The following is a 23161-nucleotide window of genomic DNA, read 5'->3' on the forward strand; positions in this document are numbered from 1 at the left end:
CCGTCGCCGCGGCCGAGTCGGGCCGCCGTGGCAAAAACCCGTCCCGTCCGTTCTTTCGAGTCGGGAACCGCCGTCACTTTTTCACGTCCGCGGGTCGCACGGTCGGATATGAACGAGGCGTTCGTTCAACTCCTGTGTCCCGACTGTGAGAAAGACTGGGAAGACGGGCCGACCGACCTCCCGGCGGCGGACGACGAGTTCACCTGCCCGGACTGTGGCACCGAGCGCCGGACCGCCGAGTTCATGCGCACCGACCGCGACCTGGAAGTACTCAAAGAGATGCAGACCGCCTGAGCGGCTCCTTTTTCGCGCCGAACCGGTCCGTACGGTTAAGTGGGTTATCGCCCATCTGCTCCACGAGCGACATGACCGGCGGACGGCGACGGAGCGGCACCGGATCGGGACCGAACTCGGTGCTGGGTCGATTCCTGACCGACGCGGGCATCAGTGGCATCAGCGCGTTTATCGGCATCATGGTCCTCTATCTGGTGTCGTTGATCCTGTTTCTCCTCCAGTTGTTCGAGATCCTCACCGGCGGGACGAGGGCGGCCGGCGCGGCCGCCGGTTCGTCGCCCGTCGGTGCGTTCTACGGACTCTGGGGGTTGCTCGTCGCGCTGGTTATCGGCGTGCTGGTCGGCGTCTTTCTAACCTTTTTCTTCGCCGTCTTCGTGTTCGTGAGCCTCCACGGCGTGGAGATCGAGTTCGTGCTCTCGGCCACGGGATCGGTCGACGCGCTCGTCGGCGTCCTCCCGGTCTCGCCGACCATCTCGGGGACCGGCACCCTCCCGATCACGGCCGAGACGCTCGCGATCCCGTTCGCCGAACTCGGCATCGTCCTGCCGCCGCTCGTCCTCGTCTGGTACGGGGCCGTCGTCGGGGCCGGGACGCGGAGTGTGATCGACCTGCTGACGAAACCGGTCGCGCTCGTCCTCGGCTACGGACTCGCGACCGCGGTCGCGACCCTCGGCGCGACGTGGCTGTTCAACGCCATCGTCGCGGATCTGTTCGTGGCCATCCTGTCTGTCTTCCCAGTCGTCCAGTCGGCGGAACTGACGGTCGAACTTCGGGACCTCCCGGAGGCGCTCCTCCGGATGTGCGTGGGCTACCCGCTCGTGTTCGGCGGTGCCGGCGCACTCGTCGGCCTCGTCAGTGCCCGATTGCGTGACGACGAGGACGAGTTCGCCTAGGTCCGACCGTCGATCAGTCGGCGCTCTCGCGACTCCCGAGGGTCACGAACCGATCCAGCTCCGCGTCCGGCGCGACCTCGCCGACAGACTCGTGCGGGCGGTCGACGACGATGTTCCCGGCGGTCTGCTTGCCGATACCCGGAATCTCGGTCAACTCGTCCATGGAGGCGGCGTTGAGATCGAGCGGGTAGGGCACCCCCGAGACCGAGCGGTAGCCGTGGTCCGTGACCGCCACGTCGATGGTCCGCCCGAGGTCGCGCTCGCCCGGAATCCCCACGAGCAGGGGGTAGGTCCCCAGTTGCCGACCGAAGGTGTAGCCGTCCTCGTGGTACTCCAGGTGCACGTCGGGAAGCACCGTCCCCGGCGGCGCGACCCGCTTGAGCATCGGATTGTCTATCTCCTCGCGGACCTCGCGCTTGTACTGTTTGAACTGTTTCTTGTGGTCGTGAGCGATCTCCGCGCCGGTGTCGGCCATGTCGGTCCCCTCGAAGGCCATCACCTGCCGGATGTTCACCCGGCGCAGCATCAGGCCCTCGTCGTACACCCGCTGGAGGAACTGCTTGTTGTGCTCGAAGGTTTCGGCCCGCTCGCCTTTCAGCCCGTGGACGAGGTTGATCCCCGGCAGGAGCTTCGGGAGCCGTGGGCTGGCATCGTTCCCGAAGTTGGGTGCGGTCTCCCTGTCACCGCCAGGTCTGAAACCAGCCTCCTCGTTGACGATCTTGACAGCTCGGAAACACTCCTCGGCGGTGACGTTGAGGTTGTTCTCGTCTTGTACCAGCGGATCGGCCGACTCCAGCCCGAACGCGGCCGTGTCGCCGGGCGTGTTGTGTTCGGCGATGATCCGGATACCCTCCCTGGACTTCTCGGGCCACTTCACGACCGTGATCGGGTTCATGTTGTCCAGGTGGAGCGTGTCCAGGTCGGGCGCGACCTCGCGGATACCGCTGTAGAGGTCCCGCAGCGCGTCGGGGTTGGGTGCTTCGCCGTCGCCGCCGTAGGCGAGAATGTCGGCCTGCCGGCCCAGGCGGAAGTCGCTCACGCCGTGGTCGGCCAGCGCGGCCACCTCGCCGACGACGCTCTCGGGCGGCCGGAAGTCCGGATCGCCGTACATCGGTTCCGTGCAGAACGAGCACCGATAGGGACAGCCCCGCGAGGTCTCCAGTTCCGCGAGGATGTACTCCGGGTGGTTGGGGTGTTGCTCGACGACGAACGCGCCCTGTTTCGCCCAGCGGGTCTCCTCCGGTACGCCGCGGTAGCGGTCCTCGAAGCCTTCCAGCCCGTTGTGGACCAGATCGTAGGCGGCCGCCTCCACGTCGGCCATCGCGAGGAAGTCGAAGTCCAGGTCGTCGCGGGCGGTCTCGGAGGCCCCCTCGTTTGCCTCGCCGACGCCGAAGCGGACGGGGCCGCCGATCATCGAGACGCCCTCGGCGGTCCAAGCGATGCGGCGCACCTCGTCGGGTTCGGCGGGCGTCCCCCCGACGTACTTCCCGGGGACGGTCATGCCGCCGACGTAGATCAGCAGGTCCGCGTCCTCCACGTCGCGCCACCGCGACCCCTCGTCCCGGAGCGCGTCGATGGTGTGGTAGGTGATCCGCTCGCGGGGGACGCCGGCGTCGACCAGCGCCCCGGCGGTGTAGCGCGGGTACGTCGAGATGTAGGGGGGCACCCCGAAGTGGGCCGGCTCGTCGACGTAGCCGTCGACGATGGTCACGTCGATCTCGGCCGGGTCGATCATGGGCGGCCCTTGCCCGCCGACGCGTATAACGGTGTCTGACTCGCCGCTCGCGACCACCACCGCCACCGACCCCCACGCTCTTGGGACCGCTCCCCGTACCGCCGCACATGCCCGCCGCGGTCTCCTGGCGGTACGACTACGGCACCGAGCCGTGGCTCCGCTGGCTCGTCCGGGCCGGGATGGCGGCCGTCTTCGGCGTCTACGCGGGGATCCTCGCACTCGGCGCGCTCGGTCTCGTCCTCGTGTTCGTCGGCGGGAGCACCGAGATGCGACTGCTCGTCGTCCTCCTCGCACTGGTCGGCGGCCCGTTCTCGCTGTTGTACCTCCTGCCGATGCTCACCGACGAGTCCCAGCGGAAGCTCCCGTTCAGCGGTCGCGAGCCGACGATCCCCGGTCGGGAGCGAGTCGCGGCCGGAGTCGTGGGCGGCCCGACGCTCGCGACCGCACTGGTGATCGACCAGCGGTTGGCGGGCGGACTGTTCGCCGCCGGCTTCTGTGCGGGCGCGGTCGGGGTGGCCTGCTCGACGCACGGCGAGATCGACCCCGAATCCGGGACGGCGAGCACCGACTACCGCGAGTGGGACCTCTCACGAGTCACGGACTACAACACCCGCCGGATCGGCCCGCTCGTGGTCGTCCGGCTCTCGGCGTCCGGGCCGGGGAGTTTCGGAGCAGTTCCGTCGTGGCTCCTCGTGCCCGCGACCGTCGCCGACGACGCCACGGCCGCGCTCGATGAGATCCTCGACACGACCGCATCCGATGCGAGTCGGGACCCCAATCCAGCGGTTCGGGCGGTCGCCGGGGGATTCGCGATCCTGCTCGTGGTCGGCGCGGTCGCGCTGACTCGGTTGGGGAGTCCGGTCGGCTGGTGGGCCGCGGCGATCACGGGGCTGTTCGCGCTGGTCTTTCTCGCCGTCGCCCGCGAGGGGTGAGAGGCGGCGCGGGGCCAGCCCGCAACCGATCCGTGCCGACCCGGAAACGACCGGCAGACACCACTACGGGCGCGGTTCCCGTCTACGGACGCATGGTCGTCGACATCGCCTGTGGCATGGAGGTCGATCCGGACGATCCGGGAGCGACCGCCGAGTATCGAGGACAGCGCTACCACTTCTGTTCGGAGGCCTGTAAGGAACACTTCGAGGCCGATCCCGAGCGGTACGTCGACGCCGACTTCCCCTTCCTCGAGGAGATCGAAGGGATGCGGACGACCCGGCTGCCATACGGCGGGACGCCCGGCGAGTTCCACCTCTCGGTGGCCGACGAACACGACCTCGACGTGGGCGACGAGGTGACGCTGACCCGGCGACTGGACGACGAGGCGGCCGATCAGTTCGCGAGGATCACGAGCGACACCAACGCGCTCCACCTCAACGACGCGTTCGCGGCCGAGACGCGCTTCGGCGAACGCATCCTCCACGGGACACTCGTGGCGGGACTCATCAGCGCCGCGCTGGCCGCGTTCCCGGGCCTGACCATCTACCTCGATCAACATCTGGAGTTCGTCGCGCCCGCCGCAGTCGGCGACACCTACACCGCCCGGTGTACCATCGTCGACGAACTCGCGAAGGAGCGCTACCGCGTCTCGACCCGCGTGGAGAACGGCGACGGCGACATCGTCATCCAGGGGACTGCGACCATCCTCGTCGACGAGATGCCCCGGCGAGATCAGACGTAAATGTGCCCCTCCGTCCGGTCCCACGCTCGATCCGGCTCGAAGTCCGCCTCGCGGGCCCGATGCGTCGCGAGCGCGGCGACGACTGCATCCAGCGCGTCCCCGCCCGCGTCGTCGATCAACTCGGCGCGGACGCCCTGGGCGAACGCGAGGGGCGTCTCGGCTTCCAGTCCCTCGACGATGGTCCGGCGGCGCTCCCTCGCTGGCTCGCCGCCGTCCTTGTACTCGGCCGCCGGGAGGTCACACCGGGCCAGCGTCGCCGCCGGGTACACCTCACAGAGGGACGTGTCGCCCCCGTCCTGCATCGGGCGCACGGCCACCGCGTCGGTGCGGGCGAGCGGCGCGAGCACGTCCCGGATGCCGAAGAAGGTCTGTTTCCAGACGTGACTCCCGTAGGGGCAGAGCGCGCCGACGGGGCCGTCGGTCTCCCGGCGGAGGTCGGCTCGCTCGCCCTCGGTCGCGTCGCGCGCTCGGGAGCGACACGTCGCCTGGAATCCGTCGGCGTCGGTCGCGGCGGTGGCGACCCACTCCAGACTCTCCGCCCAGGAGTCGCGCTGGTGGACGGCCGCGGGCACGCCGAACGGAAAGTCCAGTCCCACGGTGTCGGCGTCCCGGAGGAACGCGCGCAACTGGCCGAGACTGGGGGCGCGCTCGGCGACGCCGAAGCGGTCGGCGGCCGAGTCACAGGACTCGATCCGGAGTTCGTTCCCGTCCACCGTGGCCTCGGCGATCCAGATGTTGTGGCCGGCCTGGGCCGCACCGCTGAAGTCGACGCCGTGGAGCATGCTCGCAGGTGGGTGCGACGGGTGCAAAAAGCCGGGGCATTGATAGGCGAGGCCGCCCTACCGGTGAGTATGCCCAAAACGCTCGAAGTCAGGTGCACGAGCGGGGACTGTGAACTCGACATGTTCGAACTTCACTACACCTACGACATGCCCGACGACGTGGGAGTCACGGACTTCTCGTGCCCGTACTGCGGCGAGACGGACGGACTGGAGGAGATCGAACTATGATCCGGGAACTCGGCCGCTCGCTCGGCAACACGGTCATGGAGACCGTCGGCCGCGCGGCGAGTCGCGTCCAGGAGCGTCGCCCGCTCCCGGCCGATCTGCTGGAATCCGAGGACGCCTTCCTGGCGGTGTTCGACGCGCCCGGCGCGACCAGCAGCGACGTACAGGTCCGGTTCGACGACAACGCCGTCGAGGTCCGGATCGACCGCTTCCGGGACTTCTACGAGGGCTTCGAGATGCTCGTCCCCGGTCGTGGCCTCGCGCTCGACGGCCGCGTCACCCTCCCCGCCGAGGCCGCCGTCGACCCGACCGGGGCCGACGCGACCCTCCGGCGAAACGGGACGCTCGAAGTCCACATCCCCAAAGACGAGGACGCCCGCGAGATGCACGTCGAGGAGGAATCGACCGAAGTCGAAGACGTCGAGGCCGCCGAGGCGTCGGCCGGCAACGCCGACGAGGAGACGGACGCGCCGGAAGCGAGCGACGCGTAACTACTCGACGGTCATCCCCTCGACGACCGGGAACTGTTCGTCCCCGTCGAACCGCGTCGGGTGGAACGCCTCGATGCCGTCCTCGCCCAGAATCTGCCCCGCAACTGTTCTCCCCAGCGCCGGCGCACGCATGAACCCGTGGCCGTGCCACCCCGCCGCGACGAAGAAGTCCGATTCGATCTCGCCGACCAGCGGGTCCCGATCCGGCGTCGCGGTACAGAGGCCGGCCCAGGAGCGCTCGGCCTCGGACGGTCGCGTCTCCCCAGGTGCCAGCGCCGCGTCGACACGCTCAAGAGCGCTGGCGAGGAAGGGTTCGTCGGCCGTCCGGTCCCAGTCCTCGGGGTCGAAGTCGCGCTTCTCCACGCCGTCGCCGACGAGCAGGCCGCCCTCGCGCGCTCCCCGACGGACTTCCGACGCTCGTCCGTCGACCCCAGTCCCGCACTGCTCGACTGGACGCCAGTAGAACCCCTCGGTCGCGTCGTACAGCGTCGGGACGCGCTCGCTGGCCGGGATCGGCTCGGTGACCAGCGCCTGCACCCGGTATGCCTTGATCGGCACGGCGACGCCGGCCTCGGCCAGCAGCGGGCGCGTGTGTGCGCCGGCCGCGACCAGCACCGCGTCGAATGCGACGGTGCCGTCGGGCGTCACGACCGTGGGACCGTCGGTCAGGCCCACCTCGGTCTCGGTCCGGATCACCGCGCCGGCCTCGCGCGCCCGCTCGGCCATCACGGCGGCGTACTCGGCCGGGTCGGCACAGGCCGCGTCCCGTGCGACCGCGGCGACGGCCACGTCGTCGGTCCGCAGTGCGGGAAACTCGGCGGCCAGCGCCCCCGGATCGAGCAGTTCGACGGCACGGTCCCGTTCGCGCATCCGTGGCACCTGCTCGCGGATAGCCTCGGCGCGCGTCTCGTCGCCCTCGCGCGCGAGCCAGACGTACGGGCGCTCGACGAGGGAGAACCGTGTCTCGGCCGCGAGTTCGCGGAAGCGGGTCATCGCCCGCGCGGCGACGGCGGCGTCGGTCCGGCCGGCGAAGGCGTCGTAGCAGATGCCCGCCGCTCGGCCCGTACTCTCGGCCGCGATTTCCCCGCGCTCGAACAACGTCACGTCAGCGCCGCGGACGGCGAGGGCGCGGGCCGCGGTCACGCCCACCGCACCGCCGCCGACGACGGCGACCGAATCGGTCATTGGTGACGCTGGGGCGCGACCGCACTTAGCCCCGGCGTCGGCGAACGGCGTCGACCAGCCCGACCAGCGTCAGGCTCCCGAACACGGCGAGGCTCGCGTACAGGACGGCGATCCCGTCGAGATCGACACCTGCTCGCCGCAGGACACCGCCGGCCAGCACGGCGAGGTCGTCCAGCACGACGAGGGGGAAGAACAGCGACAGCGCGAGGACGCCCGCGACGCCGAAGGCGATCCGGCGGGCGGCCACCTCGTCGACGCTCCCCCGGCGCTGGTGGTACGCCGAGTAGACGATGACCGCGAATCCGAGACAGAACACGGCGACGGCGGCGATTCGGAAGGAAACGAAGATGAACAGTTCTGCCGCCCACGCGGCCGTCGCGGCCAGCCCCGGCGACGTTTCGAGGACGGCCGCCAGCAGTGTCAGCAGGAGGCCGACGACGCCGACGACACCGGCGAGGCGGGCCCGGCCGACGCTCATCGTCCGAGCGCGTCGAGGCCGCGGGCCGGGTAGGCCACCACGGTATCGGCACCCGCCTCGCGGAGCCGTTCGACCCGATTCTCGACCGTCTCGCCGTCGCCGACCAGCGCGTAGTCCCGGACGGCCTGCGTGAGGACCTCCCTGGCCCGGCCCGTCGCCGTCGCGTCCGTCGCGGCGTCCTCGGGGAGTGCCGCCCGGACCGGCCCGCGACGCGCCGCGTAGGCCCCGACCGCGTCGAGGATGGCGTCCTCGTCGTCGGTGACGACCGTCGGCGCGTAGACGGCCAGTCGCCCCTCGAACCCGGCCGTCCGGAGGGCGTGCAGGTCCCGCTCGGTCGACCGTGAGAGCAACTCGAACTGCGGTCCGCCGGCCGCCAGCGCGATCCGTTCGACGCTCTCGGTGCCGACCCAGGCGTCGGGCGCGCGGTCGCGTGCCGCACCGAGCCGAGGCGCGACCGCCCGCCCCTGTTCGGCCTCGGTCAGGTACGCGGGGTTGCCCGCGACCAGGATCCGACCGACGCCGTCGGGTACCCAGTCCCACAGTCCGTCGTCACCGAGCGGGTCGAACCCGTCGGCCCTGACCGGTGTCGTGACCCGGACCGTCCGATCCGACGCGAGGTCGGCCAGCACGTCGGGGTCGGGCAGCTCGTCACGGCCCTCGTAGTCGACGACCGCGTCGACAGAGAGTCCCGCCGCTCGCGAGAGGTCGACTTCCGTGGGTTTCAGCGCCACCGCGTCGATGCCGGTCCTCGCCAGCGCGCCCTCTGTTAACATGATTTCCGACCGGCCGCGTTCCCGCGGCCCGTTGTCCCTCAGTGTGGGAGTTGCCCGCAAAACGCTGTCGCTTCCCGGTAGTCGGGGACCCCGCTACATTGGGAGGTCTGCGTCCGCCGAACGCATACCTCGATTCGCGTCCACTGGCCGCTACATTGGGAGGTCTGCGTCCGGATCGACCTCCCGATCCACGTCCGCCGGCATCTCCCAGTCGGTCGTGAGTTCCAGCAACTGCACGAGGATGCGGGCGGTCGCGCCCCAGACGGTGTAGCCGTCGACGTGGAAGAAGTGCAGGCGGATGTCGCCGTAGTGGGGATGGTCGCGGCGCTCTGACTCGTAGTTGGACAGGTCGGTGAGATCCGCGACCGCCAGCACCGCGATCTCGGCGACCTCGCGCTCGTCGGGGACGTACTCCTGATCGGGGATGCGTGCGACGAACGGCCGGACGGAGTACCGGGTCACGGTGCTGATGTCGTCGAGTCGGCCGACGATGTCGGCCTCGGCGGGATCGAGGCCGATCTCCTCGTTGGCCTCCCGGAGCGCGGTCGCCTCCAGATCCCGGTCGCTGGGTTCGCGGCCACCGCCGGGGAAACTCATCTGACCCGGATGCTCCCCGAGGTGGTCCGCCCGCTTGGTGAACAACAGGTGTTCACCGCCGTCACGGGCGATGATCGGCGCGAGCACGGCGGCCTCGCGCTCCTCGTCGTTTATTCCGGTCGCCCGGAAGTTCCCGACCCGCTCCAGGTCCATACCCTCCATGTGGGCCCCCGCGCTCTTAATTTGCCCGGGGACACCGGCGTCCGTGGGTCATGCTAGCGCGTCGTCGAGCCGGTCCCGCGCCGACTCCAGGTCGACCGGCCCCCACACTTCGAGTTCGTAACTCACGTCGAGCAGTTCCCGCATCCGCTCGTCGTCCCCGTCGGCGACGGCCTGGGCCGTGTCCGCACGGAAGCGTTCCTCCGCGGCGGCTCCCAACTGCTCGCGGTCGACCGTCCGGTCGGGTACGTCGAGGATGTGGGGCAGGTCCGTCGCGTCCTCGGGGAGTTCCGGGAACGCCACCGGGCCGGGCACCAGCCACGCCTCGTCGGCCGCCCCGGGCTCGAACCCGACCAGGTGATACGTCTCGCGGGCCGCGGCGATGTCGTCCTCGAACGCCGCCGGCTCCAGATCCTCGCCCTGCCGGTAGGCCAGTTCCACCAGCGCCTGCGCGAGTTCCCCGGGCGTCAGCGCGTCGAACAGGTCGACGACCCCCGCCAACTCGTCGCCCGTCACGTCCATGCTCCGACCCGCGAGTGGCACCCCCTTTACTCTGACGGGGCCGCCGACAACTCCGCGTAGCAGGGCTCACGTTTATTGTATAGCATCCCTAACGTGTAAGGAACTGTGCACGCTCCGATCGACGACCGGATACAGGTGCTCCACGTCGACGACGAGGTTGGCCTCCTCGATCTGACCCAGGAGTGTCTGGAGCGGGCGTCGGACAGGCTCGACGTGGTCCGAGAGACCACCGCGGCGGCCGGACTGGACCGGCTCGCCGAATCGGCAGTCGACTGCGTCCTCAGCGATTACGACATGCCGGGGATGGACGGGCTGGCCTTCCTCGACCGCGTCCGCGAGGAATACGACGACCTCCCGTTTATCCTCTACACCGGGAAGGGCAGCGAGGAGATCGCCAGTGAGGCCATCTCCGCGGGTGTGACCGACTACCTCCAGAAGGAGTCCGGCATCGACCACTACGACGTGCTGGCCAACAAGATCGAGACGGCCGTGGCGCGCCACCGGGCCGAGCGGGAACTGCGCACGACCAAAGAGCAGTACCAGCGCCTCGTCGAACAGAACGTCGTCGGGATCTACCTCATCCAGAACGGCGAGTTCCGGTTCGTCAACGAGAAACTCGCCGCCATCCACGGCTACGACCGGTCGGAGATGATCGGCATGTCACCGCTGACGGTCGTCGCCGAGTCCGACCGCGACCGCGTCCGCCGGAACCTCCAGGCGCGACTGGCCGGCGACCGCGAGGAACTGAACTACCGGATCGTCGGGAAACACCGCGACGGCTCGACGCTCGACCTGGAACTCCACGGCGGCCGGATCGAGTACGAGGGTGGCCCCGCGGTGATGGGCGTCGTCGTGAACTGGTCGGAGCGGGACGGCGAGGCGTGACCGCCGGTCACCGGTCGGTCGCGCGGTCCAGCCCCTGCCGGGCGGCCCGTTCGACCGTCGCGGGATCGAGGTCCGTCTCCGCCCAGGCCGGGAGTCGGGTGTCCTCCGCCGGCGGGGCGACGGCCTCGGCGTAGGTGTCGACCTGCTCGCGCTCGCCAGCGGCGTCGAACGCGAACCCGTTGAACGCCGCGTCAGTCTCGTACTGTGCGACGAGGTCGTCCGCGACCGCCCGGTAGCGTTCGCGCAACCGGTCGTAGTCGGGATCGACGCCCGCGTCCTCGACCGCGTGGAACAGTGCGGTGGCGACCTCGCGACACATGTCGCCCAGCCCCTGCGGACCGCCGACCGCGCGGTGGTCGTGTTCGTGCCGCCCGAGGTCGACCTGTGCGGTGCCGGAGAAGCCGGCGACATCGAAGGCGTCACCGAGCGTCCCGACTTCCAGCCCCCAGCCACGCTGGGCGCGCAGTTGGCGTACCAGGTCGCTCGTGGCCGCGAACTCGCCGGCCAGCGCGTAGCGGAAACTCGCCAGGTAGTCGACGATGGGCGCGTCGTCTTCCGCGGCGAGGGCCCGGACCAGCGGCGTGTAGAACAGCCGAAAGAGCCGGCCGTACAGCCGGTCGTTCTCGACGCGGGCGTAGTAGCCCTTCGAGAAGTCGTAGCCACGGGCGAGCGGAAAGAGGAGGCGCGGGACGTGGGCCCGCGAGTAGGTCGTCGCGTCCGCGTCGTGGACCGCGACGTACTCCTCCTGGGCGGCGAGTCCCAGCGCCAGCCACACGTCCCGCCCCTTCCCTGCGGGGCCGTTCAGCCCGTGCTCGCCGAGGGTGTCCCGGACCTCGGGGGCGTTACACCACAGCACGTCGGGGCCGAGTTCGAAGGAGTCGAGCCAGCGGGCGACGGTGTCGACGCGCTCCTCGCTGGCCCGGAGCGCGACGATCACGCGGGCGGGGTCGACCCGATCCAGCGTCGTCAGCACCCGCTCGGCGGCGAGGCTGGCGTGCTCCCGCTCGGTCAGGGGGACGACGACGGCCGCGTTCTCGGTCGGCGCGTCTGGAACGCGGTCGGCGAACGCGTGGAGCGTCGCCACCCGCTCCTGGACGTATTCCATCGCCCCGTCGTAAGGACTGCCCCCGAAAAAACCCGCCGTTCTCGGACGTGCGTGGGCCTCCCGGCCGGCACCGGGACGCCTGGCGTCGAACGCGCGTCTGACACGTCGGCGCGGGCTTTTTAACGAGTCCACGAGTATGGCCGGCTATGGATTCCGTCCGCAAGGGGCTACGCTCGGGCGACATCGAGAAGGACACCTACGAGCGACTCACCTGTGCGGCGTGTGGGGAGCAACTCGGAACCGAAAACGACCCCGACGAACTCAACACGATCAGGTTCTGTCCGAGCTGTGACCGCAAGTGGAAGAAAGTGGGATAGTCACTCGAAGACGGCGTCGAACGCGCTCGCACCCAGCGGCTCGAACGTGCCCGCCGCGACGTTCTCCGCGACGTGGCCCGGCGAGCCCATCCCGACCAGCGAACTCGTCACACCGGGGGCGCTCCGCGAGAAGTTGATCGCTCGCTGGGCCCGCGTCTCCCCGTCCAGTTTCGCCTCGACCTGTTCCGGCATGTCCGTGGCCAGCCGCCCCTGCATGATCGACGCGCTCGTGAACACGTCCAGTCCCGCGTCGTTCGCGAACCACAGCGCCGACTGTGCCCCCTCCGCTCCCTCGTGTGATTCGACCGTGAACGCGTCGGCCATGAACACGTTGAACGGCAACTGGATCGCCCGGAGGTGCGTGGCCTCCGTCCCCGCCCGATCCGACGCCGTCCGGGCGCGCGAGACGATTTCGGGAAGCGAGAGGTAGCTGTCCGCGTCCGCCGCCACCCGGAACGACTCCCAGGAGGCCACGCCGTAGTGGCGCAGATCACCCGCGGCCGCTCGTTCTTCGAGTCGGGTGAAGGTGTCCTCCAGCTGGTCGTAAACGGCGTCCCGTGATTTCGATTCGAGTTGCGTCTCCGGGTTGTGGACGTAGTACAGATCGACCGTATCGAGTCCCAGGTTCTCCAGCGACCGGTCCAGCTGGTCGGAAACGTAGTCGGGCGCGATGCAGTGTTGCCCCCGAACGAGGTCGTCGGGGTCGACGAGACCCGTATCGAGGTACTCCTCGCGGACGAACTGTCCCGGATCGGCCGGTCGTTCGCCGTCGAAGGGGACGAACCCGCCCTTCGTGGCGACGAGGACGGCCTCGCGGTCCACGTCGGCGGCCTCGATGGCCGCGCCGACGACGCGTTCGGATCGCTGACACCGGTAGTTGATCGCCGTGTCGACGACGTTGATGCCCGATTCGAGCGCTTCGACGATGGCCTCGTGGTAGTCCTCGTCGGCTTCGTCGGTGGGGTCGCCGAGGTACGTGCCGACGCCGACCGAGGAGACGACGCAGTCGGCGAACGACCGGAAGTAGGTGCGGGCGAACCGCTCGTGGTGGCGGTCCCGATAGTCCCAGGTTGCCTCGCGGGTAGCCATGGGCGTGCGTTGGGCGGCCGACAGTAAAGGCGGGGCGGTCGCGGGTGGTTCGGTTGGCACCAGCATCCGGCGCGCTCTGCGCGCCGGTTCACCGACCCCGAACGGAGTGAGGGGTCGGCAGTTTTTCCCCACGTTTTTACGAGGAGCGGTGCCGCGCGGAGCGCGGCACCCGACGAAGTAAAAAGTGGTCAAATATCCCCGCTCATCGCGTCGAACAGCCGATCCGTCAGTTCGGGCATCGTCATGCCCGTCGAGGGGCCCAGGCCCTCCATGTGATCCAGCGAGATCTGGCCGCCACCCATGCGGGCGTGGCCGCCGGCTTCGGCCATCGGGATGTCGTCGACGGCGGCCCGGAGGGTCTTGCCCATGTGGACGCGGTCGTCCCGGGAGCGGCCCGAGAGGTGGACGGTGCCGTCTTTCTCGCCGGCGACGACGACGGCGGTCACGCCCTCCAGCCGGAGGAGTTCGTCGGCGGCCTGGGGAATGGCGTCGGCGTTGTTCACGTCGCCGACGTTGGCGAACGCGAAGGCGTTGCGGACCTCGCGGTTGGTGATCGCCCTCGCTTTGACTTCCAGCACTTCGGCGTCGACCTCGGGGTTGGCGATGCGGTCGAGCATGTCCTCGTCGACCCCTTCGTAGAGGTAGGAGGCGGCACTGAATTCGGCGGCCGAACACCCCTTGGTGAGGTGTTTGGTGTCGGCCTGGATGCCGTAGATGAGGCCGGTTGCGAGGTCCGTCGGGAGCTGTTCGGGGCCGGCCTCGTCGTCCGGGTCGATGGGGTCCCAGCCGAGGTCCTCGAAGTACTCGGCGCAGATCGTGGCGCAGGCCCCGTTGTCGGTACGCACGTCGGTGAACTCCGAGCCGGTACCCTCGCCGGGGTGGTGATCGACGACGGCGAAGGGGTCGACGCTGTCCGCGCCGGAGAAGCCTCTCGGCGTGTTGTGATCGACGAGAACGACTTCCTTGGAGGTGAGTTCGCTGGCGTCCTCGACGCGCTCGAAGTCGAGATCGAGGACGGTCTCGAAGGCGCGGTTTTCCTGATGCCGGATCTGGCCGGTGTACTGCATCGTCGCGTCCGTGTCGACGGATTCGGCGAGCGTCCGGACGGCCATGGCGCTGGCCATGGCGTCCGGGTCGGGGTTGGGGTGCATCAACACCGACACCTCGTCGCGGGCGGCCAGGAGTCGCTCGAGTTTCGCCCCCTTCGGTCGGCGGAGGCGGGCGACGAGCCAGGCGACGACGCCGAGGGCGACCAGCGCAGCGACGGCCACCGCCACGAGCGATGGGCCGTCCAGGGCGAACGCCGCGGTGGTATCGACGGCTGCACCGAGCCCGACGCCACCCGCGGCAGCAAGTGGCATACTCGCGTTGTGTCGAACCCGACGAACATGAAGGTTCCCCATCGGTACAAAACTCGGAAGCCGCCACCAACACGCACGTACCGGTGCTGTACGGCAGGATTATCCGTAATCGCCGCGGCGATACGACTCGATGGCCGCCCGGTACCCCTCGCGGTAGGTCGGGTAGGAGTAGTCGTAGCCCCACTCGCGGAGCCGGTCGTTCGAGCAGCGCTTGCTCGTCTCGATCCGGCGGCGGGCGGCGGCCGACAGCGAGTCGTCGGCCAGCCGCTCGGCTTTCGTCCGCTTGGGCGGCTCGGGCACACCGCACTCGGTGGCCAGCCAGTCCGCAAAGTCCCACTTCGGAGCCGGCTCGTCGTCGACGACCAGCACCACGTCGTCGCGGCCGCGGTCGGTCTCCAGCAGGTACCGCACGACGCCCGCGGCGTCGTCGCGGTGGACCATGTTCAGGTACCCCTCCGTCACCGGCCCCTCGATGTATCGCTCCAGCCGGTAGCGGTCCGGGCCGTACAGGCCGGCAAAGCGGGCGACGGTGCCGTCGATACCGTGATCCCCGGCCACCTCGGTGGCGATTCGTTCGGCCTCGGCCAGCACCTCGGTCTTCTCGGTCGTCGGGGAAAGCGGCGTCGTCTCGTCCACCCAGTCGCCGTCGTGGTCGCCGTAGACGCCCGTGCTGGAGGTGTAGATCAGCCGTTCCGGCGGATCGTCACGGACGGCGAAGTGTTCGACGGCGGTCCGGAGGCCGTCGACGTAGATCTCGCGGGCCGCCTCGGCCCCCCGACCGCCCGAACTGGCCGCGAACACGACCGCGTCGGCGTCGGGGACCCGGTCGAGGTCGTCGGGGTCGGTCACGTCCGCCCGAACGGCCTCGAACCCCGCGGCCTCGATGGCCTCGACGCCCGCCTCGGAGCGGCGGACGCCGACGACCTCGTGATCGGTCGATAGCTGTCGTCCCAGTTCCAGCCCGACGTAGCCACAGCCCAGAATCGCGACGCGCATGGTCACTTCTTGCTCTCGATGTACCCGTGCAGCAGGGCGTACTCGGCGATGGTCATCGGGTAGCGCCCCTCGACTTTCTGCTGGATCTCCTTGGCTTCGAGTTTGCCGTCGATCCCCGACTGGATCGCCTCCACGTCGAGGACGGCACTGCTCATCCCCATCAGGAGGATGTCGCGAGCGTCGGCCACGAGGAAGTCGGAATCGGGCCGATCCGGATCGGTCGCGAGGATCGCCGCCGCTTCTTCGAGCGTCACGTCGGGCGAGTCGCCCGCGACCAGCGCCGAGAGCGTCGCCTCGTCGATCTCGGTCTCGGCGGCGACGGTCTCGACGCCGCGGGCTTCGATCACGTCCGTCAGGACCGCCTCGTAGGCGGCCAGCAGGTCCTCGGGGTCGCGGTCCCCGACTGCCTCGAACTCGTCTCTGAGCATGCAGGCGGGTAGAACGTCCCGCCGTAAATCAGTGTCAGTTCCCGCAGGTGGGGGCCGACGGTCCCACTCACCCGTCGTCGCCGTCCAGATGCATCGCGTCGAAAAAGCGATGACGAACTCGACGGTCGGCGAAGGCCAGGAGGTCGGGGTCGTCCTCGCCGTGGTCCGCGAACAGCCCCAGCGGGATCTGGCCGCCGGCCATGTCCCCGTGGCCGCCGACCTGCCCCACGTCGGCGAAGGAGGCCCGGAGCGCGTCGGCGATGTCGACCCGGGAGTCGATGGACCGGGCGCTGAGCCGGACGGTCTCGTCGACCAGCCCGAACACCAGGACCGTCGTGATCCCCTCCAGGTTCAGGAGGTAGTCGGCGGCCTGTGGGATCGCACCGCTCTCGCTGGTCCGGCCGACGGTCGCCACGAGGCTCGATCCGCGGACGGTGCGACTCCGGATCGCCTCGCCGATGGCGTCGAGCATCGCGGGGGTGAAGGCCGACCCGTACATCTCCTCGACCAGCGGCACGTCGGCCTGCCGGAAGACGGTGAGCGCGGCCTGGTACTCCTCGGCGGTCGGATGCCGGACGTAGTCCAGGCGCTCGCGGTGGAGGGCAAAGAGCAGCGCCGAGGCGACCGGTTCGGAGATGGGCACGTCGCTCTGGGTCAGATAGCCGACGAGGATCGACGCGGTCGCGCCACAGCGGTCGCGCACGTCGACGTACTCGGCGTCGGGCGGTTCGGGGAAGTCGTGGTGGTCGATGACCACGTCGACGCCGGTCGAGGCCGGGACGCTGTTGTTGACGCCGGGGATCGAGTGGTCCACGAAGGCGATGCAGTCGAACCCGTCGAGGTCCGTGTCGTCGAGGTGGGTCAGATCCAGGTCGAGCAGGTTGACGAACGCGCGGTTCTGCTGGTGGGTGATCGACCCGCCGTAGACGATCTCGGTCTCGGGCACCCCCCAGGCCTCGGCGAGCAGTTCCAGCGCCAGTGCGCTGGCGATGGAGTCGGGATCGGGGTTGTCGTGACAGACGATACCCAGCGACCCCGCGTCGGCCAGCACCGAGGCCAGGTCGTCGATGCGCGAGGTCGCCGGCCGCGGAACGGTCGACTCCGGCTCGCCGGCCTCCTCGTCTTGCTGTACGGGAGCCATAGTCTCAACCGGCGGTTACAGGCGTATAAGCGTCCTCGCATGGTAGCTACCGGTCGGTTGCGACTGGCGGACCCGAAACGAACCGCCACGGCGTTGGCCGACGTGGTCGCGTGCTGATAGAATCGAACAAGACTTTATTGTACGACGTGTTGGCATAGATAGTGTGACGCCGGGCGGTACCACCCAGCGGGACCGGTGCCGTCCGCGGCAGCCACGGGGTGTGACAACATGAGTACGCAACAGGAGGGGACGTCAGCGGACGAACTGACCTACTACGAACTGCACGAGTACTTCCCGACGACGGCGTGGCTGGAGGCCTACGCCGAACGACTCTGCGAGAGCGAGGCGCTCGACCGGGAGATGGACGGCTGGGGCACCAAGTGGAACGGCGATTTCGTCTTCGAGATCCGCAACCTCCCCATCTTCGAGAACGCCGTCAACGACCTGCCCGAGGAACTCTGGCGGAACCTCGGCGACGCCATCCGACAGCTTCCCGACAGCACGCTCGAAGCCGTCATGCAGACCGCGCCCGAACAGATCCAGGAGAACGTCGAGGCCCGAACCGGGACCCTGCAGGAGCGTGCGTCCGCGGAACTGCTCGAAACACCGCTCAACGAGTCGCCCGAGAAAGTCTGGCCCGGCCTCCGTAACATCATGCCGGACGTGCTGGACTCGCTGGTCGACGAACTCGACGAACACGTCACCGACGAGGGCCACGTCTTCGCCTGGCTCAACATGGTCGACGGCGACTGTCTGGAGACCGCGACCATGCAGTCCGTGGACGAACGTGAACACCGCGTCCGCCTCACCGGCGAGTACGAGGACTGGAAACGCCTGCTCTCGGGCGATCTGGGCCTCCTCGACGCCGTGATGGGCGGGACGCTGAACGTGACCGCCGACATGAAAAACACCCTGCAGTACATGGACGCCCAGCTGGTGATGGTCGACGTGGCCGCGGAGACTGACAAGCGGTACCTGTTCTAGGTCTCCTGTTTCGGCCTCAGGTGGCCTGCGACCACAATCTGTGAACGGGCGGAAAGCGCCCGTGTGCAGGGTATCGTGGGACCTCCGGTCCAGCACTACTTTGGCCTCAAGACGCCCACCACTGAAGTATCGCCATACAGATGCCGAGGCCGAAAAACAGGGCCAGAAACGAACGCACGGAGAAGTAGTCGATGGCGCCCAACAGCTCTGCGAGTCCCAGCCCGAGAACCCCTAGCATCGACAGACCGGCCAGCTGGCCAATTCGTTGCTCGAGCCGCTCGCCCATACCTGCAGTGCGCGGAAACGTGTCAAAACGGCACCGATATCTTCCGACAGGTGGTCAACGGGCCCCGAACCGAAAGATGAGGGAAAAGGTGTATCTGAACAGTCGTCTGACTCCCTCATCTCCGCACGATCAGTGAAACCGGTCCGTTTCAGGCTTCCACTGCGAGCCCGGCCTCGCGGGCGGCCTCCTCGGCGCTCTGGTCGTCGTGGATGACGCTGGCGACGCCCTGCGTGATCGCCTCGGGGTCGTCGTGCTGGAAGATGGAGCGGCCCATCGAGACGCCGGCCGCGCCAGCGTCCATCGCGCCCCGCACCATCTGCAGGGTCTCCTTGTCGGTGCCTTTCGCGCCGCCCGCGATGACGACGGGCAGGCTGGTCGACTCGACGACGTGCTGGAAACTCTCGGCGTCGCCGGTGTAGCCGGTCTTCACGAGGTCCGCGCCGAGTTCCTCGCCCAGGCGGACGGCGTGCCCGACGGCCTGGTTGTAGTCCTCGCTCTCGGGGTCGATGTCCGGCCCGCGCGCGTAGGTCATCGCGAGGACGGGCATCCCGTAGCGGTCGGCCTCGCTCGTGACCGCCGCGAGTTCCTCGATCTGTTCGCGTTCGTAGGTCGAGCCGACGTTGATGTGGAAGGAGACGGCGTCGGCCCCGGCCCGGATGGCGTCTTCGACGGTCCCGGTCGTGCGCTTGTCGTTTTCGTCCGGACCGATGGCCGTCGAGCCGTTGAGATGGCAGATATAGCCCGCACCGTTCTTGTTCTCGTGGACGCGCCCCGCGATGCCCTTCTGGGTGAGAACTGCATCCGCGCCGCCCCGCGTGATCGCGTCGATGGTCGATTCGATGTCTTTGAGGCCTTTGACGGCCCCCAGTGTGATGCCGTGGTCCATGGGGACGATGAGGTGGCGTCCCCCTGTCCCGATGCGCGCCAGCCGCGCTGTGTTCCCCGTACTCATATTAGGTGAAGGTGTGGCAAGTACGGACATAAGCGTTGCGAGACTGCGACATCAGGGACCCCGACGAAGCAATCGCTGGCGGTGATTTCGAGACGGAGACACCGCCGGTGTGCGGGCTGTCAGCGATCCGTGAGGTGCGCTAGTCCCCGCCCGCCTCGGCGCGCTGTTCGGCCCCGCGCAGGGCCCCCTGCTTCAACTCGCGGGCCTTCGCTTCGAGGCGGTCCGCGACTTCGGCGACGGGCGTGTCGGCTTCGTACCCGTCGGCCACGATGTCGACCAGCGCGGAGCCGACGATGATCCCGTCGGCCCCGGCGCGGACGATCCGCGCGGCGTGGTCGCCCTCCTTGATGCCGAAGCCGACGGCCTTGGGCACGTCCCAGTCGTCGATGCGAGCCAGACTCTCGTCGGTCTGATCGCTCACGTCGTCGCGCGCGCCGGTCGTCCCCAGTCGCGCCTGCACGTAGACGTACCCCGAGACCTGCTCGCGCATGCGGTCGAGGCGCTCGCCCCGTGTCGTCGGCGCGACGATGAACACCAGATCGAGGTCGAACTCGTCGCAGGCCGCCCGGAGCGGGTCGGCCTCCTCCGCGGGGAGGTCCGGAACGACAAAGCCCGTGATCCCCACGTCGGCGGCTTTCTCGACGAACGGACGCGGGCCTTCTTCCTGGCCGTACTGGTAGATCAGGTTGTAGTAGGTCATACAGACCAGCGGCACGTCCACGTCCAGTTCTTCGACGAACTCGAAGTACCGATCCGGCGTCATGCCCGCGTCCAGTGCGCGCACGATAGCGTCCTGGATCGTCTTGCCCTCGGCGATGGGTTCGGAGAAGGGGAGCCCGAGTTCGATCACGTCCGCGCCGCCGCGGGCCAGCGCCTCGACGTACTCGATGGAGGCGTCGTAGTCGGGATCGCCCGCGGCCAGGTACGGGACGAAAGCCGGCTCGTCGCGCTCGAACGCGGCCGCCAGGTCGGGGTTGTTCGCCATCTACATCGCACCTCCGGCGGCGTCGAACACGGACATGTCAACGTCCACGTCCAGGTCCCGCTTTTCGGTCTCCTCGATGACGGTTTCGAGGTCCTTGTCGCCCCGGCCCGAGACGTTGACGACGGTCACGTCGCCCACCGCGTCGGGATTCTCGTGCAGGTACCCGAAGGCGTGGGCCGTCTCCAGTGCGGGGATGATTCCCTCCTCCTGTGAGAGCCTGTGGAACCCTTCCAGCGCGGCGTCGTCGCCGACGTTGGCGGGCGTGATCCGTCCCTCGTCGACGAGGTGGGCCAGTTCCGGGCCGACGCCGGCGTAGTCCAGTCCCGCCGAGACGCTGTGGGACTCCATGATCTGGCCGTCCCCGTCCTGGAGGAGTTTGGTGCGTGCGCCGTGGAGGACGCCCTCGACACCGGTCGACAGCGTCGCCGAGTTCGGGGCGACGCCGCGTTCCTCGTCGACGGTCAGGGAGGAGCCGCCGGCCTCCACAGCGAGGAGGTCCACGTCCGCGTCGTCGACGAACTCGGCGAACGCGCCCATCGTGTTCGACCCGCCGCCGGCGCAGGCGACCACGGAGTCGGGGAGCCGACCCGCCTGCTCCCGGATCTGCTCGCGGGCTTCCTCGGAGATCACCGACTGGAAGTCACGGACCATCGCGGGGAACGGCGCGGGGCCGACGACCGATCCGATGACGTAGTGGGTCCGCTCGACCGTCGTCGCCCAGTCTCGCATCGTCTCGCTGATGGCCTCCTTCAGCGTGCCCCGACCCACCGTGACGGGGTTGACCTCGGCCCCGTTGAGCCGCATCCGGAACACGTTGGGCCGCTGGCGGTTGATGTCCGTCCGGCCCATGTAGATCTCACAGGGCATGTCGAGGTGGGCGGCCGCCATCGCCGTCGCGGTGCCGTGCTGGCCGGCCCCGGTCTCGGCGATGATCCGCTCTTTGCCCATGTACTTGGCGAGCAGGACCTGTCCCAGGGCGTTGTTCAGCTTGTGTGCGCCGCCGTGGAGCAGGTCCTCGCGCTTGAGGTAGACATCGGTGTCGTACCGCTCCGAGAGCTGGTCGGCGTACTGCAACGGCGTGGGTCGGCCGCCGAAGTCGCGCAGTCGCTCGCGGAACTCGTCCATGAACCCGTCCTCGTTGTCCAGCACGTACCGCTCGTAGGCGTCCGTCAGTTCCTCGATGGCCGGCATCAACGCCTCGGGCACGTACTGTCCGCCGTACTGTCCGAATTTGCCTGTCTCGCTCATGTTTGCTCGGTGTTCGTCAGCCGCGACGTGTTCTCCCCGACCGGTCCGTCCATGATCGCACTGCCGATCAACAGCCCGTCGGCCCCGGCGGCGCGCATCCGGGCCACGTCGTCGGTGGTCTCGATCCCGCTCTCGGCCAGTAGCGTCACGTCGTCGGGCACGTCGGGCGCGACGCGCTCGAACGTGTCCAGATCGACGTTCAGCTGTGCGAGATCGCGGTTGTTCACACCCACGATATCGGCTCCGGCGTCAAGTGCCTGCTGGAGTTCGTCGCCGTCGTGGACCTCCACGAGGACCTGAAAGCCCCGATCACGGGCCGCCGCGAGCAGGTCGGCCAGGTCGTCCGTGTCCTCCTCCTGCAGGAACCGGACGATCAGCAAGATGACGTCGGCCGCCACGGTGTCGAGTTGCGCCTCCCGCACGACGAAGTCCTTCCGCAAAACCGGTACGTCGACGGCCGCCCGAATCCGCCGCAGGTTCTCCGGCGACCCCCCGAAGTGATCGGGTTCGGTCAGCACCGACAGGGCCGCCGCACCGCCGGCGACCATCGCCTCGGCGAGTTCGACGGGGTCGTCCGTCCGCTCGCCGTCGGTCGTCGGACTCGTCGGCTTCACCTCCGCGATCACGGGCACTCGCCCGTCGGCCTCGGCGGCCGCGAAGGCGTCGGGCAACGACCGCGCGTCCACGGACACCCGCTCGTCGCCCCCACCTCGCTCGCGCGCGGCGGCGAGGATCGACTCGACCGCTGGTGCTATCTCTCCACTAGCGTCCATTACTGTACATTGACGGACGGAACTGCACATAAGACTTGCGTCACGGCGACGGACAGGCTAAAGGGCCGGCACGGGCAACTACCGGGCAGAAATGACGGGCAGACGAGGGTTCCTGCGGGGGATGGCACTCCTCGGGGCGGCCGGCGCGGCCGGCTGTCTCGGTGACGGCGGCGACGGGGATGACGAGGGCGACCGAGGCACGACGCCGACGACGGTGGGGCCGGGGACGGTCGAGCCCGGTTCGGCCGGACCGGGCAAGTCGGAGGACGAGGGGTCACTCCCGTCGGCGCTCCGGGTCGTCTCGGCGGTCGGAACCAACGTCGCCCAGCGGCGGATCGGGACGGTCGAGGTGACCGTGGCCAAGGCCGACTGGGTCGAGGAAGTGGATCTGACCGGCGTCACCGTGAGCTGGAAGACTGCGAACGACAGCTACGAACTGGCCGCGCGGTCGACCGACAGATCGGCCGACGGCTACTTCGGAATCGAACCGGCCAGGGCCACGAGCGCGGACGCGACACTGGGGACCAACCACGAACGTCACCGACTGGTGTTCGACCTCGGCGACGACGACGAGGAGATCGACGACCGACACCGGCGACTGGCCGAGGACAGCACGCACTTCGGCCGCGTGTTGCGGACGGACGACGTGGTGAGCCTCCGGCTCACGACGGCCGGTGGATCGACCACGACCGCCCGACTCCTGGCCCCGACCGACGTACTGGATATCGAGGGGACCGTCGAGTTGACCGTCCGCTGAGCGGCCTTTCGCCACTCGTCACGGGACCAACAGTTACCAGGGAGG

The 23161-nt window shown here is 69.0% G+C and carries 28 protein-coding genes; 10 read left to right on the forward strand and 18 right to left on the reverse strand.

Annotated features, from left to right (window positions below; genetic code table 11):
• Positions 1-108 precede the first annotated feature (108 nt).
• Complete coding sequence (locus tag ACOZ4N_RS09965) at positions 109-294, forward strand: hypothetical protein (RefSeq protein WP_424019775.1); 186 nt, start codon at positions 109-111, stop codon at positions 292-294.
• A 71-nt stretch (positions 295-365) separates the two neighbouring features.
• Positions 366-1187 carry a hypothetical protein gene (locus ACOZ4N_RS09970; RefSeq protein WP_424019776.1) on the forward strand — a complete coding sequence of 274 codons (822 nt, stop codon included), beginning with the start codon at positions 366-368 and terminating at the stop codon, positions 1185-1187.
• A gap of 13 nt (positions 1188-1200) precedes the next feature.
• On the opposite strand, the gene ACOZ4N_RS09975 is transcribed toward ACOZ4N_RS09970, so the two are convergent.
• A complete protein-coding gene (locus tag ACOZ4N_RS09975) occupies positions 1201-2922 on the reverse strand; it encodes a radical SAM protein (RefSeq protein ID WP_424019777.1) in 1722 nt (573 codons plus the stop codon).
• Between the two features lie 107 nt (positions 2923-3029).
• Here ACOZ4N_RS09975 and ACOZ4N_RS09980 point away from each other — a divergent pair, with 107 nt between their 5' ends.
• Together ACOZ4N_RS09980 and ACOZ4N_RS09985 are read left to right on the forward strand one after the other, a co-directional pair.
• Positions 3030-3854 carry a hypothetical protein gene (locus ACOZ4N_RS09980; RefSeq protein ID WP_424019778.1) on the forward strand — a complete coding sequence of 275 codons (825 nt, stop codon included), beginning with the start codon at positions 3030-3032 and terminating at the stop codon, positions 3852-3854.
• Positions 3855-3946: 92 nt separating this feature from the next.
• Positions 3947-4597, forward strand: a complete 651-nt coding sequence (locus ACOZ4N_RS09985; RefSeq protein WP_424019779.1) for a MaoC/PaaZ C-terminal domain-containing protein — start codon at positions 3947-3949, stop codon at positions 4595-4597.
• Here ACOZ4N_RS09985 and ACOZ4N_RS09990 read toward each other — a convergent pair.
• Positions 4588-5379, reverse strand: a complete 792-nt coding sequence (locus ACOZ4N_RS09990) for a DUF429 domain-containing protein (protein WP_424019780.1) — start codon at positions 5377-5379, stop codon at positions 4588-4590. The two genes, ACOZ4N_RS09985 and ACOZ4N_RS09990, sit on opposite strands and share 10 nt — an antisense overlap.
• Before the next feature lie 69 nt (positions 5380-5448).
• Between ACOZ4N_RS09990 and ACOZ4N_RS09995 the strand changes: the two genes are divergently transcribed.
• Both ACOZ4N_RS09995 and ACOZ4N_RS10000 read left to right on the forward strand, forming a co-directional pair.
• Positions 5449-5607: a DUF7559 family protein gene (locus ACOZ4N_RS09995; protein WP_424019781.1), complete on the forward strand. Its 159-nt coding sequence runs from the start codon at positions 5449-5451 to the stop codon at positions 5605-5607.
• Positions 5604-6095 carry an Hsp20/alpha crystallin family protein gene (locus ACOZ4N_RS10000; protein ID WP_424019782.1) on the forward strand — a complete coding sequence of 164 codons (492 nt, stop codon included), beginning with the start codon at positions 5604-5606 and terminating at the stop codon, positions 6093-6095. The genes ACOZ4N_RS09995 and ACOZ4N_RS10000 overlap by 4 nt, the downstream gene beginning before the upstream one ends.
• Here ACOZ4N_RS10000 and ACOZ4N_RS10005 read toward each other — a convergent pair whose 3' ends face one another.
• From ACOZ4N_RS10005 to ACOZ4N_RS10025, 5 genes are all read right to left on the reverse strand, one after another.
• The gene (locus ACOZ4N_RS10005; protein ID WP_424019783.1) at positions 6096-7280 is read right to left on the reverse strand and encodes an NAD(P)/FAD-dependent oxidoreductase; all 1185 of its coding nucleotides are present in this window, start codon (positions 7278-7280) and stop codon (positions 6096-6098) included.
• Positions 7281-7305: 25 nt separating this feature from the next.
• Entirely contained in the window at positions 7306-7758 is a 453-nt protein-coding gene (locus ACOZ4N_RS10010) for a hypothetical protein (protein WP_424019784.1), read from the reverse strand.
• A complete protein-coding gene (locus tag ACOZ4N_RS10015) occupies positions 7755-8531 on the reverse strand; it encodes a DUF7388 family protein (RefSeq protein ID WP_424019785.1) in 777 nt (258 codons plus the stop codon). The genes ACOZ4N_RS10010 and ACOZ4N_RS10015 overlap by 4 nt, the downstream gene beginning before the upstream one ends.
• A gap of 150 nt (positions 8532-8681) precedes the next feature.
• Complete coding sequence (locus tag ACOZ4N_RS10020) at positions 8682-9281, reverse strand: NUDIX hydrolase (protein ID WP_424019786.1); 600 nt, start codon at positions 9279-9281, stop codon at positions 8682-8684.
• A gap of 57 nt (positions 9282-9338) precedes the next feature.
• A complete protein-coding gene (locus ACOZ4N_RS10025; protein ID WP_424019787.1) occupies positions 9339-9809 on the reverse strand; it encodes a DUF7109 family protein in 471 nt (156 codons plus the stop codon).
• A gap of 105 nt (positions 9810-9914) precedes the next feature.
• Between ACOZ4N_RS10025 and ACOZ4N_RS10030 the strand changes: the two genes are divergently transcribed.
• A complete protein-coding gene (locus tag ACOZ4N_RS10030) occupies positions 9915-10694 on the forward strand; it encodes a response regulator (RefSeq protein WP_424019788.1) in 780 nt (259 codons plus the stop codon).
• 7 nt (positions 10695-10701) lie between these two features.
• On the opposite strand, the gene ACOZ4N_RS10035 is transcribed toward ACOZ4N_RS10030, so the two are convergent.
• On the reverse strand, positions 10702-11799 hold the full coding sequence (locus tag ACOZ4N_RS10035; protein WP_424019789.1) for a glycosyl transferase family 2: 1098 nt from the start codon (positions 11797-11799) through the stop codon (positions 10702-10704).
• A gap of 146 nt (positions 11800-11945) precedes the next feature.
• Here ACOZ4N_RS10035 and ACOZ4N_RS10040 point away from each other — a divergent pair, with 146 nt between their 5' ends.
• Positions 11946-12116, forward strand: coding sequence for an HVO_0758 family zinc finger protein (locus ACOZ4N_RS10040; protein WP_424019790.1), 171 nt, complete (start codon positions 11946-11948; stop codon positions 12114-12116).
• Here the strand turns inward: ACOZ4N_RS10040 and ACOZ4N_RS10045 are convergent, their stop codons facing one another.
• The 5 genes from ACOZ4N_RS10045 to ACOZ4N_RS10065 all read right to left on the reverse strand — a co-directional run bounded on the left by ACOZ4N_RS10045 (position 12117) and on the right by ACOZ4N_RS10065 (position 17131).
• The gene (locus ACOZ4N_RS10045; protein WP_424019791.1) at positions 12117-13205 is read right to left on the reverse strand and encodes an aldo/keto reductase; all 1089 of its coding nucleotides are present in this window, start codon (positions 13203-13205) and stop codon (positions 12117-12119) included. It lies immediately after the preceding gene.
• A gap of 188 nt (positions 13206-13393) precedes the next feature.
• The gene (locus tag ACOZ4N_RS10050) at positions 13394-14566 is read right to left on the reverse strand and encodes a DHH family phosphoesterase (protein WP_424019792.1); all 1173 of its coding nucleotides are present in this window, start codon (positions 14564-14566) and stop codon (positions 13394-13396) included.
• Positions 14567-14665: 99 nt separating this feature from the next.
• Complete coding sequence (locus tag ACOZ4N_RS10055) at positions 14666-15562, reverse strand: SDR family oxidoreductase (RefSeq protein WP_424019793.1); 897 nt, start codon at positions 15560-15562, stop codon at positions 14666-14668.
• 2 nt (positions 15563-15564) lie between these two features.
• A complete protein-coding gene (locus tag ACOZ4N_RS10060; protein WP_424019794.1) occupies positions 15565-15990 on the reverse strand; it encodes a DUF5791 family protein in 426 nt (141 codons plus the stop codon).
• 67 nt (positions 15991-16057) lie between these two features.
• Positions 16058-17131 carry a DHH family phosphoesterase gene (locus ACOZ4N_RS10065; RefSeq protein WP_424019795.1) on the reverse strand — a complete coding sequence of 358 codons (1074 nt, stop codon included), beginning with the start codon at positions 17129-17131 and terminating at the stop codon, positions 16058-16060.
• Between the two features lie 228 nt (positions 17132-17359).
• Between ACOZ4N_RS10065 and ACOZ4N_RS10070 the strand changes: the two genes are divergently transcribed.
• Positions 17360-18115 (forward strand): hypothetical protein, encoded by a 756-nt coding sequence (locus ACOZ4N_RS10070; protein WP_424019796.1) that lies wholly within the window; start codon positions 17360-17362, stop codon positions 18113-18115.
• 106 nt (positions 18116-18221) lie between these two features.
• On the opposite strand, the gene ACOZ4N_RS10075 is transcribed toward ACOZ4N_RS10070, so the two are convergent.
• The 5 genes from ACOZ4N_RS10075 to trpC all read right to left on the reverse strand — a co-directional run bounded on the left by ACOZ4N_RS10075 (position 18222) and on the right by trpC (position 22359).
• Positions 18222-18401 carry a hypothetical protein gene (locus ACOZ4N_RS10075; protein WP_424019797.1) on the reverse strand — a complete coding sequence of 60 codons (180 nt, stop codon included), beginning with the start codon at positions 18399-18401 and terminating at the stop codon, positions 18222-18224.
• 148 nt (positions 18402-18549) lie between these two features.
• A complete protein-coding gene (locus ACOZ4N_RS10080; protein WP_424019798.1) occupies positions 18550-19353 on the reverse strand; it encodes a 2-amino-3,7-dideoxy-D-threo-hept-6-ulosonate synthase in 804 nt (267 codons plus the stop codon).
• Positions 19354-19492: 139 nt separating this feature from the next.
• A complete protein-coding gene (gene trpA / locus ACOZ4N_RS10085; RefSeq protein WP_424019799.1) occupies positions 19493-20338 on the reverse strand; it encodes a tryptophan synthase subunit alpha in 846 nt (281 codons plus the stop codon).
• Positions 20339-21586, reverse strand: a complete 1248-nt coding sequence (trpB, locus tag ACOZ4N_RS10090; RefSeq protein WP_424019800.1) for a tryptophan synthase subunit beta — start codon at positions 21584-21586, stop codon at positions 20339-20341.
• On the reverse strand, positions 21583-22359 hold the full coding sequence (gene trpC, locus ACOZ4N_RS10095) for an indole-3-glycerol phosphate synthase (RefSeq protein WP_424019801.1): 777 nt from the start codon (positions 22357-22359) through the stop codon (positions 21583-21585). The genes trpB and trpC overlap by 4 nt, the downstream gene beginning before the upstream one ends.
• Positions 22360-22450: 91 nt before the next feature.
• On the opposite strand from trpC, the gene ACOZ4N_RS10100 reads away from it, so the two are divergent.
• The gene (locus ACOZ4N_RS10100) at positions 22451-23116 is read left to right on the forward strand and encodes a hypothetical protein (RefSeq protein ID WP_424019802.1); all 666 of its coding nucleotides are present in this window, start codon (positions 22451-22453) and stop codon (positions 23114-23116) included.
• The last annotated feature ends 45 nt before the right edge of the window (positions 23117-23161 follow it).

This window comes from Halorientalis pallida, from assembly GCF_049605515.1.
Taxonomy (GTDB): Archaea; Halobacteriota; Halobacteria; order Halobacteriales; family Haloarculaceae; genus Halorientalis; species Halorientalis pallida_A.